The organism is Micromonospora sp. NPDC005305, from assembly GCF_040607315.1.
In the GTDB taxonomy this organism is placed as follows: Bacteria; Actinomycetota; Actinomycetes; order Mycobacteriales; family Micromonosporaceae; genus Micromonospora.
This window is the reverse complement of the sequence record NZ_JBEXGL010000004.1, coordinates 258,479-271,754: the sequence shown is the minus strand read 5'-3', so window position 1 is coordinate 271,754 and position 13,276 is coordinate 258,479. Positions and strand designations below refer to the sequence as shown.

Here is a 13,276-nt window from a genome sequence, read left to right as displayed (position 1 = left end):
GAAGTCTGGTCGTTACCGGGGAGTCGTGCCACGCTCGGTCCATGCGAGACGCGGCACCGGTGTCCACCCCACCCCGGGTGCTGCCGCCCAACGATCCCCGCCAGTACGACGACCTGGCCGGCGAGTGGTGGCGACCGGACGGCGCGTTCGCGATGCTGCACTGGCTGGCCCGGGCCCGTGCGGCCATGGTGCCACCGGCGTCCGAAAGGGACGCGCTGCTCATCGACCTGGGCTGCGGCGCCGGCCTGCTCGCCCCCCACCTGGCCGGCAAGGGCTACCGGCACGTCGGCGTGGACCTGACCCGCTCCGCCCTCGACCAGGCCGCCGCGCACGGCGTGACGGTGATCCAGGCCGATGCCACCGCCGTCCCGCTCGCGGACGGCTGCGCCGCCGTGGTCTCCGCCGGTGAGCTGCTGGAACACGTGCCGGACTGGCGCCGTGCGGTGGCCGAGGCCTGCCGGCTGCTGCGGCCCGGCGGCCTCCTGGTGCTCGACACGCTCAACGACACCCTGCTGGCCCGGCTCGTCGCGGTGGAGCTCGGCGAGCGGCTGCCCACCGTGCCGCGCGGCATCCACGATCCACGGTTGTTCGTGGACGCCCGCGCGCTGGCCGCCGAGTGCGCCCGCCACGGCGTGGCGCTGCGGCTGCGCGGGATCCGCCCCGAGCTGGGCGGCACACTGGCCTGGCTGCTGCGCCGCCTGCGCGGCGGCGACCGTCCCGCCCGGACGGAGCCGCGCATCGTGCCGACCTGGTCGACCGCCGTGCTCTACCAGGGCCGCGGGCACCGGAGCGGGTAGCGGGGGCCGCCCGGGGTAAAGGGACGCCGAGAAGGGGGCTACATGACTGTGCACGCGCTGGAGGCGGCCCGCAGGTTGGCGCCGCGACTGGCCGCCCGCGCGGCCGACCACGACCGGGACGGCTCGTTCCCGGTCGAGGACTTCGCCGACCTCCGCGAGGCCGGCCTGTTCGGGCTGATGGTGCCGCGCGAGCTGGGCGGCCTGGGCGCCACCTTCGCCCAGTACGCCGCGGTCGCCACCGAGCTGGCCCGGGGCAACGGCGCGACGGCGCTGGTGTTCAACATGCACGCCTCGGTCACCGGCGCGCTGGGGGCGGTGACCGAGGAGCTGGCCGAGGCGCTCGGCGTACCCGACGAGGCGCTGGCCGCCCGGGACCGGCTGCTCCGCGCGGCGGCCGAGGGCGCCTGGTACGCGGTGGCCATGAGCGAACGCGGCGCCGGCGCCCGGCTGTCCCAGCTCAGCACGGTCTACGAGGCGGCCGAGGGCGGCTGGCACCTCAAGGGCAGCAAGACCTTCTGCTCCGGCGCGGGCCACCCGGACGGCTACCTGGTGGCCGCCCGCAGCGCCACCGACCAGTCGGTGGTCTCCCAGTTCCTGGTGCCGGCCGGGGAGGGGATCACGGTCGAGCCCACCTGGGACTCGCTGGGCATGCGCGCCACCTCCTCCCACGACCTGCACCTGGACGTGACCGTGCCGGCCGACCGGCTGCTCGGCGGGGTGGAGGGTCTGGCCCTGGTGGTCGCCCAGCTCATGCCGCACTGGCTGGTGGCCAGCTACGCGGCCGTCTACGTCGGCGTGGCCCGAGCCTCGATCGACGCGGCCGCCGAGCACCTCAACGCCCGCAACCTGGCCGGCCTGCCGGCGGTCCGGGCCCGGCTGGGCCGGGCGGACGCGGCCGTCGCGGCGGCCGAGCTGGTGGTGGCCGAGGCGGCCCGCCGGGTCGACGAGGCGCCCGGCGACGAGGAGACCAACCGCTGGGTGTGGCGCGCGAAGCTGCTCGCCGGCACCACGGCGGCCGACGTGGCGGCGTCCATGCTGGAGGCCGCCGGCACCTCGGCCACCCGGCGGGGGCATCCCCTGGAGCGGCTCTACCGGGACGCCCGGTGCGGCTCGCTGCACCCGGCCACGTCCGACGTCTGCGCCGACTGGCTCGGCATCGCCGCGCTCGGTGGGGACCCGGACCGCGACGGTTCGGCGCCTCGTTGGTGAGCGCGAGGAGTGAGCCGGTCCTGCGAGCCCCGCAGTCGCGAACGAAAGGCGGCTTGGTGAGCGCGAGGAGTGAGCCGGTCCTGCGAGCCCCGCAGTCGCGAACGAAAGGCGGCTTGGTGAATCGGTTTTGCGAGGGCCGCAGTCGTGAGCGGGCGGGCCTCGTTGGTGAAGCGTGGGGTTGCGGGACGAGAGGTGGGGGACATGGGCGTGCCGGTGATCGCGGGCCTGGGTACGGCGCAGCCGCCGTCCGCCGCGCAGGACGAGCTGTGGGCGGGCTTCTTCGCGAAGCACTTCTCCGGGACCACCCGGGCACTGGCCGAGCGGATCTTCGCCAACTCCGGGGTGTCCCGCCGGCAGGCGGCGGTGAACCCGCTGCTGGAGGACGTCTCGGAGTGGCCCACGGAACGCCGGATGCGGCGGTACCAGGTCGAGGCGTTGCCGCTGGGCAAGGAGGCCGTCGGCCGGGCGCTGACCGCCGCCGGTCTGGACGCCGGTGACGTCGGGCTCTTCGTGGTCTGCTCCTGCACCGGGTACGCCACCCCGGGGCTGGACATCCTGCTCGCCCGGGACCTGGGCATGGCCCCGGACACCCAGCGCATGTTCGTCGGGCACATGGGCTGCTACGCGGCCCTGCCCGGGCTGGGCGCGGCGAGCGACTTCGTGACGGCCCGGGGCCGCCCCGCGCTGCTGCTCTGCGCGGAGCTGACCAGCCTGCACATCCAGCCGCCGGGCGCCCGGGTGGACACCCAGCAGATCGTCTCGCACGCGCTCTTCTCGGACGCCGCGGTCGCCGCCGTGGTCGTCCCCGGCGGCCGGGGGTACGCGCTGCGCGAGGTCACCTCGGTCACCGACACCTCCACGGCCGACCACATGACCTGGGACGTCACCGACACCGGCTTCCGGATGGGGCTGTCACCGAAGGTGCCGCAGGTGCTCTCGCACCACGTCCGCGGCCTGGTGGACGACCTGCTGGCCCGCCACGGGTGGCACCGCGACGACGTGGACGGCTGGGCGGTGCACCCGGGAGGTCCCCGCATCCTCAACGTGGTGGAGCGGGAGCTGGCCCTGCCGCCGACGGCGCTCGCCGCGTCCCGGGCCGTCCTGGACGAGCACGGCAACTGCTCGTCGCCGACGGTGCTGCTGATCCTGGACCGGCTGCGCCGGGCGGAGACACCACCGGAGCGGGTGGTGATGCTGGCCTTCGGGCCGGGCCTCACCCTCTACGCGGCCCTGCTGGAGCGCACCGCCTGACGGGTCGGTGGCCGCCGCCGCGCGCCGATACGCTCTGCGCGTGGCTCCCGACGAGCGGATCCGGCGCGCGCTGCTGGCCGGCCTGACGGTGGCGGCGCTGGTGGCCGGCGCGGCCTGGTGGCGGGCGGCGGAGCCGGCGCTGGGGCGGACCGGGCCCGACCCCGCCGCGTCCGCCGGCGCCTTCCTCCAACCCGGCCTCCGGGTGACGCTTGACGCGAAGACCGGGCGGGTGCTGCCGGGGTCGGAGGCGGATCCGGACGAGCCGGTGGTGATCGAGGAGAATCCCGACGGGGCGGCGCGGTGGCGCGACGTCTCGCACACGGTGTGGCGGGAGCAGTCCCTCCTGATGCCGGACGGCGGCCCGGTGACCCGCCGGGCGAATGCGTCGGACGGCGCCCGGTTCCTGCTCACAGTCTCGTGCTCGGGCGCGGACGCGGTCTCCGTCGGGTTCACCGGCTCGTCAGAGGACGAGACGGAGCTGGGGCTGAGCTGCAACGGGCCGGCTGACCGCGTGGTGGTGACGGCGCGCGGCGGGCCGCTCCTGGTGCGCTTCACCGCGGCCCGCGACCAGGTCGACCTCGACGCCCGGCTGGACGAGCTCAACTGAGCGCGGGTCAGCCGGCCAGCCGCGCCAGGTCGTCGCGGTAGTCGGTCACCGGCCCCAGCTCCGGCACCACCCGGACTAGGGCGCCCTGCCGGTCCACCAGCAGGGCGGCGGCCGTGCCGGGATGGGCGGACAGGTGCAGGTAGGAGCGGAGGCCGCCGGCCGGGTCGGCGAGCGGGCGTACCCCCGGTGCGGTGGCCGCACCGGCGGCGCGGTCCTCGGTGACGGTCACCACGGTGACCCCCGGCGGCGCGGCGGCCGCCGCGATGCTGACCTGCTCCGTGCAGGCGCACGCGTCCACCAGGACGATCATGGCGGGTAGCAGGCTGCGCAGCGGCACCGGTGCGTCGTCGGGGCCGACCAGGTCGAGCGCGGGCAGCGGCCCGACGGGGGCCGTCGGGTACGGCAGCACGGTGGGCGCGCCCCCGGAGCGGCTGGCCCGGGGCCAGGTGACGGCGGCCAGCCCGGTGAGGGTGATCAGCACGGCGACCAGGAGGACCAGGACCGGCAGCCCGATCGACGGCCGGACGGCCGGACCGAGGTGTGGCCCCTGGCCGGCCTGGCGGTCGGCCCGGCGCAGCTCGCGGCGGACCTGGCGGGCCTCCTCGGCCAGCGCCGAGGCGTCGTCGGGGACGACCACCCGGCCCCACTCCGGGGGCAGGTCGGGAAGCCCGTCCGGTGGCCCGTGGCCTTCAGCGTCAGGCATGCCCATCGGACCCCCAGGAACCGTCTCGGTGAGCGGGCGTCAGTCCATCTCCAGGGTCCCGCACCGGTCGTCGTACCGCCACACCTGGGCGCAGGTGGAATTCCGGAGCTACCATGGAAGGAGCGCATAGCCCTAGATATGAACGCTTCCGTCACTCTTACCGGGTTGTCATCCGATGGTCACGGAGCGTGTCGAAACCATCGGCTTGACCGCCTGTCAAGCTGAAGAAATACCTCTCACAGGGCCCCTGAGCTGCGCCAACGGTCAGGACAGCGGTGAGACATCGGTGCCTGAGCGTGTTACCCTAGACACAGCGAAAGGGGTTTCGAACCTATGGTTTTCAGTGTCGGCGAGACCGTTGTTTACCCCCACCACGGGGCCGCACTCATCGAGGCAATCGAGACTCGGGTCATCAAGGGCGAGCCTAAGCAGTACCTCGTCCTGAGGGTCGCGCAGGGTGACCTGACGGTCCGGGTGCCCGCCGAGAACGCCGAGATCGTGGGTGTGCGAGAGGTGGTCGGCGAAGAGGGCCTGGGCAAGGTCTTCGACGTGCTCCGTGCACCGCACACCGAGGAGCCGACCAACTGGTCGCGGCGTTACAAGGCGAATCTGGAGAAGCTGGCCTCCGGTAACCCGCTGAAGGTGGCCGAGGTCGTCCGCGACCTGTGGCGCCGGGAGCGGGAGCGGGGTCTCTCCGCGGGTGAGAAGCGCATGCTGGCCAAGGCGCGCGACATTCTCGTCGGCGAGGTCGCGCTGGCCGAGAAGAGCACCAAGGACGAGGCGGAGACGCTGCTCGACAAGGTGCTGACCGAGGCCTGATCCACAGCAGTCGTCGTACCCACCCCGTAGCAAACGAATCCGAGGACCGCGACGTGACCGCGCAGCTCAATCCGCGCGGTGACGTCGCGGTCCTTGTTCCTGCGGCCGGGGCGGGGGTACGCCTCGGCCCGGGCGCCCCCAAGGCGCTCCGGCCGCTCGCCGGCGAGCCGCTGCTGGTGCATGCGGTCCGCCGGATCGCCGCTGCACCCTCGGTGCACACGATCGTCGTGGCCGCCCCGGCCGCCGACGTCGAGTCGGTGCGGCTGCTGCTCGCGCCGGTGGCCCCGGTGACCGTCGTCCCCGGCGGCGCCGAGCGCCAGGCGTCGGTGGCCGCCGCGCTGGCCGCCGTCCCCGCCGGACCGGAGATCATCCTCGTCCACGACGCGGCACGGGCGCTCACCCCGCCCGAGCTGGTCGAGTCGGTGGCCGCGGCCGTCCGCGGCGGCCACGACGCGGTGATCCCGGTGCTGCCGGTGGTCGACACCGTCAAGGAGGTCGACGCGGGCGAGCGGGTCCTCGGCACGGTCGACCGAGCCGCCCTGCGCGCGGTGCAGACCCCGCAGGGCTTCCGCCGGTCGGTGCTGACCGCCGCCCACGAGGCGGCCGGCGATGCGCTCACCGACGACGCCGGCCTTGTCGAGAAGCTCGGCGTCGCGGTGGTCTGCGTACCCGGGTCGGAGCTGGCCCTGAAGATCACCCGCCCGTTCGACCTGGCCCTGGCCGAGCACCTGCTGGCCACCGGCGCCTGACGCGTACCGGGGCGTTCACAGGTCGGCTGTCGAGGACGCCCGGCGCAGCCGGTCCCGGACGACGTAGCGCTGCCCCTGGGTGAACGCGCTGCCCCTGCCTCGCGGGTGGTGGGGGACCGGCGCAGACAGGGTCAGATGGCCGGCCGAGCCCGGCGCGCTGAGCCCGAACACCTGGTACCGACCCTCGGTCCAACCATGTTTCCAGCTGGTCTCGATGATGTCGGCCAGTTGCGCGTCCCGGGTCAGCCCGGTGGTGCGCAGCCGGTTCACCTCACCGGCCGTCCAGTCGACGTTGTCCAACCGGAAGAGGATCTTCGGGATCTCGGGGTGGATCTGCCGCTGCGAGTAGAACGCCAGGTGGTCGACCGGCTGAAACGAGCGACCTGGCTGGCAGACGTAGGCGCGTGCCGACTGGTAGAGGCCCCAGGCGTCCCGGGCGGGCACCACGACGGTGTCGTTCCGCGCGGTGAGTCGCCGGCCGTGCACCTCGGTGACCCGCTCGTTGGCCGCCAGCCAGGCGGCGGCGTCTGGGTCGGCCCAGCGCACCACGTCGAGCATCTGGGTGAGGCGGAACGGTACGTCCGTCGCCAGGAGCGAGTCGTGGTGGGCGAGCCGGTTGCGGAACACCCGGAGGGCGTTCAGCGCGCTGGCGACATCGTGCCGTTTGCCGGAGGAGTGGGGAAACGCCCGGTGGAGGGCATCGCGCCACAACTGTTCGTGCTCCGAGCCGAAGAGCGCGACCCAGAATCCGAAGCTCAGCCCCGCGATGATCTGATCGCGCGTCTCCTTTCCCGGGTGTTCCCGGCGGAGCCGGTTGCGGACCTCCATCACGTTCCGGTCGATGCGCTCCTGCGTCTCCTTTCTGCCGCCCATCGGCAGGAGGAACCACGGGATGCCGCGCTCGGCCTCGTTCAGGTGCTCCTGCAGCACCCGGTCGATGGTGTTGCGGATGACCACCTCCACGTAGTGGAAGGCCTCGAAGGAAGCGGCGGTCAGTGCCGCGCTCCATTCGTAGAGCTCGCAGGCCTCGCTGTCGTCACCCCCCGCGGCTGCCAGATAGGTCTGGAAGCGCCCGGGTGAGAGCCAGTGCCGGATCGTTCGTGCGTAGGGGTGGACCGTCACGGAGGGATGCTAGGCACACCCGGAGCGTGATGGCGGCAGCACACGCCGCAACGAAAGGAGCCCCAGGCGCGTGCACGAGGCAGAGGCGACACTGGGGCGTACGTCAGTAAGTTAACTCGGCTCGACCGGGCAGTCAAGGACGCTGCACGAGTCCGAAACCGACCCGACGCGTACCCTCGGTTCATGATCGTTCCTCGGGTGGCCATCGGGACGGACGTGCACGCCTTCGTGGCCGGGCGACCCTGCTGGGTCGCCGGCCTGCACTGGCCGGACCAGGACGGCCTGGCCGGCCACTCCGACGCCGACGTGGCGGCGCACGCCGCCTGCAACGCCCTGCTCTCCGCGGCCGGCCTCGGCGACCTGGGCGCCAACTTCGGGGTGGACCAGCCGGAGTGGGCGGGCGCGTCCGGGGTGGCCCTGCTGACCGAGAGCGCCCGGCGGGTCCGGGCGGCCGGTTTCGAGATCGGCAACGTGTCGGTCCAGGTGGTCGGCAACCGGCCCAAGATCGGTCCCCGCCGGGAGGAGGCGCAGCGCGTGCTCTCCGCAGCGGTCGGCGCGCCGGTCACCGTCTCCGCCGCGACCACCGACGGCCTGGGCTTCACCGGCCGCGGCGAGGGGCTGACCGGGATCGCGGTGGCCCTGGTGTACGAGGCGCCGGCGGCGTGACGCGGCGACCGGGGTGGCCCGGTCGCCGCGCCCGGTCAGTCGACGTCGGTGCAGACGTTGTGGGTCGTGCCGTGGAGCATCGTGATGGTCTTGTCGAAGGTGGGCGTGAACTCCACGGTGAACTGGCCGTCGACGATCCACAGCCCCTTCGGCAGCGAGCCCGCGTTCTCCCGAAAGCCGAGCAGCACCGGCCCGGTCACGTACCAGGTCATCGACCCGTCGGTGCCGTAGACGACCAGTGCGGTGCCGCTCGCGTCCGCCGTGGACGTGGCTCCGGTCTCCAGGTTGGTCACCCGGTCGATCAGGGCGCCGGTGAACAGCTCCCGCTTCGGCGAGCCGTCCGGGTACGTCGCCAGGGTCAGCTTCCGGACCTCGTCGACGATCGGTTCGACCCGCACCGCGAAGTCGCACCGGGCGCCGGCGGGCATCTCGAACGCCTCCTGCGGGGCGGGCTCCCAGGCGCCGTGGCCGCTGCCGCCGGTCGCGGCGGACGCCGAGCCGGGCAGGGCCGCGACGATCGCGGCCACGACCGACGCCACCGCGACGCTCATCCTGAAACGCATGGTCACTCCATCCGTGCTTCTGGTCAGGGCCGGACCAGGATCACCGGGCCCGCTCACCACGGACTCACCACGCCTGCCGCTCCAGCCGGCCCGGTCCGCCCGGCTGCCGGACCGGCCGCCGGCGCGCTCACCATCCGCTCACCTGCGGATGACAACCGCCGGCCCGCGCCAGGCTGTCTGTTCGGTATGGAGTTCCGCCTGCTCGGACCCTTCGAGGCCCGCCACCAAGGCCGGCCGGTCGAGGTCGGCAGCCGCCGCCAGGAGCGTTGCCTGCTCGGTGTGCTGCTGCTCGACACGGGACGGGTGGTCCGGACCGACCGCCTCATCGACCTGCTCTGGGGCGGCCGGCCGCCGGCGTCGGCGCGCGGTGCCGTGCAGACGTACATCGGTCGGTTGCGCGGGGCGTTGACGCCCTACGGGGTGCGGATCAGCACCCGGGGTGGGGGCTACCTCGTCGAGGCCGACGGGCACCGCGTCGACGTCGACGAGTTCGGCGAGCTGGTGCGGGCGGCCGGCGCCGCCGCCGGCCCCGCCGAGCGGGTGCGGCTGCTCGACCGGGCACTGGCCCTCTGGCGCGGGCCGCTGCTCGCCGACGCGGCGGACGGCGAGCTGCGGGACCGGCTGCACGGGACCGTCGAGGAGCTCCGGCTGGTCGCCGTCGAGCTGCGTGCCGAGGCGCAGCTCGCACTGGGCCAGCACGCGCGGGCGATCGCCGAGCTGATGCCCCTGGCCGCCCGGCACCCGGCCCGGGAACAGCTCGTCGCCGTGCTGATGACCGCGCTGTACCGGGGTGCCCGCCAGGCCGACGCGCTGCGCCTGTACGGGACCACCCGGCAGTTGCTGGTGGACGAGCTGGGCGTCGAACCGGGACCGCGCCTGCGGGAGGTGCACCGCCGGATCCTGCGGGGCGACGACCGCCTGGACCGGCCCGGGCGGCCCGTCTACGAGGTCCGGGTACGCGACGAGTGCCTGCCCTGGAGCGTCGGGGGGCACCCGGCGCTGGACTTCTGCAACACCTTCGCCGGGTGGGGGCACGAACCGCCGCTGCCGGGCGCCGAGTGGCTGCGCGGCTACCGCACCCTGGCCGTGTGGGCCGGGCACGTGGGGCTGGTCGACGACGTCTCGGTGAGCCGGCTGCTGCACCTGGCCCGGCGGAACCCGGACCGGGCCGAGGCGGTGCTCGCCGAGGCCCGGGACCTGCGGCACGCGCTGTACGGGTGCCTGACCGACCCGGACGGCCGGCACGGGTTCGAGGTGGTCGCCCGGGCCGCGGAGGCCGCCGCGAAGGAGCTGGTGTTCCGGCGTGAGACCGACGGTCGCGGGCGCTGGTGGCCGGACCTCGCGGCCGGGCTCCGGATGCCCCTGCACGCGGTCGCGTGGAGTGCGGCCCAACTGCTCGCCGACCCGCGCCGGCTCGCCCTCCGGATCTGCCCGGACGAGCGGTGCGGCTGGCTCTTCCTGGACGAGAGCGGGCTGCGGCGCTGGTGCAGCCTGGGTACCTGCGGGCGCTCGCCGGACCGGTCCCGCTGCCACAGCGCCTGACCGGCGTCCGCGGCCGGCGGCGGGGGCAGCGGTCGGCGGTTACGCTCGGCGGGATGCCGAACGACGCCGCCCCCGACCAGTCCGCCGCCGACGGCTTCGTCCAGCGCGCGCAGCTCCTCGCCGAACTGGGCCGGTACGACGAGGCCGCCGAGGAACTCGACGGGGCGCTCGCCACCGATCCGGGCAACGCCGCGGCGTTGACCATGCTGGCCCGGGTGCACCTCGCCGCAGCCCGGCCGGCGGAGGCGCTCCCGATCGCCGAGGCCGCCGTGGCCGCCGCCCCCGGGACCGTGGCGCCGCTGGTGGCGCGCGGCTTCGCCCTGGTCGACCTGGGCCGGTGGAAGGCCGCCGCGAGCACGGCTGACGAGATGCTGGCGCTCGGCCCGGACGACGCGTACGCCCAGCGGAGCGCCGCCGCGATCCTGGCCGGCGCGCGCAACGGGCAGGCCGCGCTCAACGCCGCCTGGCGCGGTGTGGAGCTGGCTCCGGACACCGCCCAGGCGCACCTGGTGCTCGGTCTGGTCGCGGCCCGGCTGGAGCTGTACGACCTGGCTGAGCGGGCCTACCGGGAGGCGTTGCGGCTGGATCCGGAGCTGGCCGAGGCGCGGCACGACACGGGTGTGATCCGGCTGGAGCAGCGCCGCTACGCGGAGGCGCTGGAACACCTGGCCGAGTCGGCGGCCCTGGACCCGGCCGGCGGCGACACCCGCCGGACCGTCGGCGAGGGGTTGCGCGACCTGGTCCTCTACGGCGCGGGCTGGTCGCTGGTGGCCACCGTGCTGGTCGCCTTCCTGGCCCCGGTCGCGTCGGGTCCGTCCCGGGTCCTCGCGGTGCTCACCGCGCTCGGCGGCGCTCTGCTGGCCTGGCGGTACGCGGCCCGGCTGCCCGGTCTGCTGGACACCATCCTGCCGGGGCTGTTCCGTGCCGACCGCGGCCTGGCCCTGGCCGTGTGCGCGGTGGCCGCCGCCCCGGTGCTGCTGGTGCTCTACGCGCTGGTCGGCGGCCCGTGGCCGCTGGTCGCCGGGATCACGGCCACGGTGGTGGCCGAGTTCGTCGTGCTCGCCCGGCCCGGCCACCACCCCCGGCGCTAGGCCCGGCGCGCCCAGGTCCAGGCGTACGCGTCGTCCTCGCAGGCGGTCGCGGCGTCGCAGAGATCCAGCGGGCGGAAGGTGTCCACCATGACCGCCAGCTCGTCGAAGAACTCCGCCCCGATCGACCGCTCGGCGGCGCCCGGCTGGGGGCCGTGGGTGAAGCCGGACGGGTGCAGCGAGATCGAGCCCTGCTCGATGCCGGAGCCGCGCCGGGCCTCGTAGTTGCCGCCGGTGTAGAAGAGCATCTCGTCGGAGTCGACGTTGTGGTGGTTGTACGGCACCGGGATGGCGCCCGGGTGGTAGTCCACCTTGCGCGGCACGAACGAGCAGATCACGAAGTTCGGGCCCTGGAAGGTCTGGTGCACCGGCGGCGGCTGGTGGATCCGGCCGGTGATCGGCTCGAAGTCGTGGATGGAGAACGCCCACGGGTACATGTGCCCGTCCCAGCCGACCACGTCGAACGGGTGGTTCGCGTACACGTACCGGGTCCAACCCCGCCGGTGGCGGACCAGCACCTCGACGTCGGTCCCGTCGACCAGCAGTGGGGTGTCCGGTCCGCGGACGTCGCGCTCGCAGTAGGGCGAGTGCTCCAGGAACTGCCCGCGCACCGACAGGTAGCGCTTGGGCGGGCCGACGTGGCCGGCGGCCTCGATGGCGAGCAGCCGGGTCGGCTCGTCGCCGGTGGGCACGAGGCGGTGGATGGTCGAGGTGGGGATGACGACGTAGTCGCCGGCCACCGCCTCCAGCACGCCGAACGGCGACTCCACCCGCAGCGCCCCGGACTCCACGTAGAGGCAGTGGTCGCCGGTGGCGTCGCGGAACAGCGGCGACGGCCGGTCAGCCAGCACGTAGGCGATCCGCACGTCGTCGTTGGCGAGCAGGTACTGCCGGCCGAGCACCGGGTCGGCGCCGGCACCGTCGAGCTTGTGGGTGCGCAGGTGGCGCGGCTTGAGCGGCAGGTTTGGCGCGCGGGTGAAGGCGGGCGGGGCGAACTCCTCGGCGGCCACGATCGCCGTGGGCGCGTGCCGGTGGTAGAGCAGCGACGAGTCGGAGGAGAAGCCCTCCTGGCCGACCAGCTCCTCGGCGTAGAGGGTGCCGTCGGGCTGGCGGAACTGGGTGTGGCGCTTGCGGGGCACCTCGCCGACGCTGCGGTAGTACGGCATCTCGCCTCCCGATATGTCCCGTTCTCCGGCCGGTGACGTCCGATAATCGGACGCAGTTGTCCGTTCCTTGTAGCGTCCCGTAGATTCTTGTCTCGTGTCAACGCAGGTGCCCCGCCTCTTCGCCGGCCTGGTCGACGACGCGGCGGTCTTCCCGCCCGGCAGCGCCGCGCTGCCGGACGCCGTGACCGCCCACCGCCGGCATCGGACCGGGTGGTACGCCGACCTGGTCGGCCCGCTGCTGCTGCCCGCCTCGACGCTGCCGGACCTGCCCGACCTGCTCGCTCCGGAGGCGACCCTGGCGGTCGGCGTGATCGGCGACGTGCCGGTCGGCCGCCTGGAGGCGGCCCTGGCCGAGGCGGACGCCCGGCTCGCCGTCCGCCAGGTCGAGGCGCCCGTCGCCAAGCGCGGCGAGGACCCGCAGCCCGGCCTGGCCGACCTGCTCAAGCTCGCCGAGCGCCGCACCGGCACCATCGTGTACGCGGAGATCCCGCTGACCTTCGGACTGATGGGCGCGCTCGACGCCCTCGCCGCGGCGCGGGCCGGCGGGCTGCCCGTGGCCGCCAAGTTCCGCACCGGCGGGCTGGCCGCCGAACTCTTCCCGACCCCGGTGGAGCTGGCCGGGGTGATCTGCGCCTGCCGGGACCGGGGGCTGCCGTTCAAGCTGACCGCCGGGCTGCACCAGGCGCTCCGGCACCGGGACCCGGAGACCGGCTTCACCCACCACGGGTTCGTCAACGTGCTGGCGGCGACGCTGGCCGCCACCGGGGGTGCCGAGGTCGACGGGGTGGCCGAGCTGCTCGCCGCCACGGACCCGCTCCGGGTGGTCGAGCTGGCCCGGGCGCACCAGGAGGCCGAGCGGCCGCTCTGGGTCGGCTACGGCTCGTGCAGCATCTCCGAACCACTGACCGATCTGATCCGGCTGGGGCTGGTGAACGGGGGCTTTGACGAATGAGCGAGCGCAGCGAGCGAATCAGCAGGCTCAGTGCGATGGTGC

General features: G+C 74.3%; 14 protein-coding genes. 10 read left to right on the top strand and 4 right to left on the bottom strand.

The annotated features are described in order from the left end of the window. The first annotated feature begins 41 nt into the window (after positions 1–41). From ABZS80_RS09555 to ABZS80_RS09540, 4 genes are all read left to right on the top strand, one after another. Positions 42–797 carry a methyltransferase domain-containing protein gene (locus tag ABZS80_RS09555; RefSeq protein WP_355055302.1) on the top strand — a complete coding sequence of 252 codons (756 nt, stop codon included), beginning with the start codon at positions 42–44 and terminating at the stop codon, positions 795–797. Between the two features lie 42 nt (positions 798–839). Continuing rightward, entirely contained in the window at positions 840–2,006 is a 1,167-nt protein-coding gene (locus tag ABZS80_RS09550; RefSeq protein ID WP_355055301.1) for an acyl-CoA dehydrogenase family protein, read from the top strand. Between the two features lie 201 nt (positions 2,007–2,207). Next, entirely contained in the window at positions 2,208–3,257 is a 1,050-nt protein-coding gene (locus ABZS80_RS09545) for a type III polyketide synthase (RefSeq protein WP_355055300.1), read from the top strand. A gap of 40 nt (positions 3,258–3,297) precedes the next feature. Then, positions 3,298–3,864 carry a hypothetical protein gene (locus ABZS80_RS09540; RefSeq protein ID WP_355055299.1) on the top strand — a complete coding sequence of 189 codons (567 nt, stop codon included), beginning with the start codon at positions 3,298–3,300 and terminating at the stop codon, positions 3,862–3,864. 7 nt (positions 3,865–3,871) lie between these two features. Here ABZS80_RS09540 and ABZS80_RS09535 read toward each other — a convergent pair whose 3' ends face one another. Beyond that, positions 3,872–4,573: a hypothetical protein gene (locus ABZS80_RS09535; protein ID WP_355055298.1), complete on the bottom strand. Its 702-nt coding sequence runs from the start codon at positions 4,571–4,573 to the stop codon at positions 3,872–3,874. 327 nt (positions 4,574–4,900) lie between these two features. On the opposite strand from ABZS80_RS09535, the gene ABZS80_RS09530 reads away from it, so the two are divergent. Both ABZS80_RS09530 and ispD read left to right on the top strand, forming a co-directional pair. Next, positions 4,901–5,386: a CarD family transcriptional regulator gene (locus tag ABZS80_RS09530; protein ID WP_007073334.1), complete on the top strand. Its 486-nt coding sequence runs from the start codon at positions 4,901–4,903 to the stop codon at positions 5,384–5,386. A gap of 53 nt (positions 5,387–5,439) precedes the next feature. Next, complete coding sequence (ispD, locus tag ABZS80_RS09525) at positions 5,440–6,135, top strand: 2-C-methyl-D-erythritol 4-phosphate cytidylyltransferase (RefSeq protein ID WP_355055297.1); 696 nt, start codon at positions 5,440–5,442, stop codon at positions 6,133–6,135. 15 nt (positions 6,136–6,150) lie between these two features. Here the strand turns inward: ispD and ABZS80_RS09520 are convergent, their stop codons facing one another. After that, positions 6,151–7,257 (bottom strand): hypothetical protein, encoded by a 1,107-nt coding sequence (locus ABZS80_RS09520; RefSeq protein ID WP_355055296.1) that lies wholly within the window; start codon positions 7,255–7,257, stop codon positions 6,151–6,153. A gap of 183 nt (positions 7,258–7,440) precedes the next feature. Here ABZS80_RS09520 and ispF point away from each other — a divergent pair, with 183 nt between their 5' ends. Next, positions 7,441–7,923: a 2-C-methyl-D-erythritol 2,4-cyclodiphosphate synthase gene (gene ispF, locus ABZS80_RS09515; RefSeq protein WP_355055295.1), complete on the top strand. Its 483-nt coding sequence runs from the start codon at positions 7,441–7,443 to the stop codon at positions 7,921–7,923. A 35-nt stretch (positions 7,924–7,958) separates the two neighbouring features. Here the strand turns inward: ispF and ABZS80_RS09510 are convergent, their stop codons facing one another. Then, complete coding sequence (locus tag ABZS80_RS09510; RefSeq protein ID WP_355055294.1) at positions 7,959–8,486, bottom strand: hypothetical protein; 528 nt, start codon at positions 8,484–8,486, stop codon at positions 7,959–7,961. A gap of 186 nt (positions 8,487–8,672) precedes the next feature. Between ABZS80_RS09510 and ABZS80_RS09505 the strand changes: the two genes are divergently transcribed. Beyond that, positions 8,673–10,028 carry a BTAD domain-containing putative transcriptional regulator gene (locus ABZS80_RS09505; protein ID WP_355055293.1) on the top strand — a complete coding sequence of 452 codons (1,356 nt, stop codon included), beginning with the start codon at positions 8,673–8,675 and terminating at the stop codon, positions 10,026–10,028. A gap of 53 nt (positions 10,029–10,081) precedes the next feature. Then, positions 10,082–11,119 carry a tetratricopeptide repeat protein gene (locus ABZS80_RS09500; RefSeq protein ID WP_355055292.1) on the top strand — a complete coding sequence of 346 codons (1,038 nt, stop codon included), beginning with the start codon at positions 10,082–10,084 and terminating at the stop codon, positions 11,117–11,119. On the opposite strand, the gene ABZS80_RS09495 is transcribed toward ABZS80_RS09500, so the two are convergent. Next, complete coding sequence (locus ABZS80_RS09495) at positions 11,116–12,282, bottom strand: homogentisate 1,2-dioxygenase domain-containing protein (protein WP_355055291.1); 1,167 nt, start codon at positions 12,280–12,282, stop codon at positions 11,116–11,118. The two genes, ABZS80_RS09500 and ABZS80_RS09495, sit on opposite strands and share 4 nt — an antisense overlap. Positions 12,283–12,376: 94 nt before the next feature. Between ABZS80_RS09495 and ABZS80_RS09490 the strand changes: the two genes are divergently transcribed. Then, positions 12,377–13,234: a hypothetical protein gene (locus tag ABZS80_RS09490; RefSeq protein WP_355055290.1), complete on the top strand. Its 858-nt coding sequence runs from the start codon at positions 12,377–12,379 to the stop codon at positions 13,232–13,234. Positions 13,235–13,276: the final 42 nt, after the last annotated feature.

Excerpts from the sequence above, each read along its gene's own strand:
- ABZS80_RS09555 (WP_355055302.1), top strand. The coding sequence starts at position 42 with ATGCGAGACGCGGCACCGGTGTCCACCCCACCCCGGGTGCTGCCGCCC.
- ABZS80_RS09550 (WP_355055301.1), top strand. The coding sequence starts at position 840 with ATGACTGTGCACGCGCTGGAGGCGGCCCGCAGGTTGGCGCCGCGACTG.
- ABZS80_RS09545 (WP_355055300.1), top strand. The coding sequence starts at position 2,208 with ATGGGCGTGCCGGTGATCGCGGGCCTGGGTACGGCGCAGCCGCCGTCC.
- ABZS80_RS09535 (WP_355055298.1), bottom strand. The coding sequence starts at position 4,573 with ATGGGCATGCCTGACGCTGAAGGCCACGGGCCACCGGACGGGCTTCCC.
- ABZS80_RS09530 (WP_007073334.1), top strand. The coding sequence starts at position 4,901 with ATGGTTTTCAGTGTCGGCGAGACCGTTGTTTACCCCCACCACGGGGCC.
- ispF (WP_355055295.1), top strand. The coding sequence starts at position 7,441 with ATGATCGTTCCTCGGGTGGCCATCGGGACGGACGTGCACGCCTTCGTG.
- ABZS80_RS09510 (WP_355055294.1), bottom strand. The coding sequence starts at position 8,486 with ATGCGTTTCAGGATGAGCGTCGCGGTGGCGTCGGTCGTGGCCGCGATC.
- ABZS80_RS09505 (WP_355055293.1), top strand. The coding sequence starts at position 8,673 with ATGGAGTTCCGCCTGCTCGGACCCTTCGAGGCCCGCCACCAAGGCCGG.
- ABZS80_RS09500 (WP_355055292.1), top strand. The coding sequence starts at position 10,082 with ATGCCGAACGACGCCGCCCCCGACCAGTCCGCCGCCGACGGCTTCGTC.
- ABZS80_RS09495 (WP_355055291.1), bottom strand. The coding sequence starts at position 12,282 with ATGCCGTACTACCGCAGCGTCGGCGAGGTGCCCCGCAAGCGCCACACC.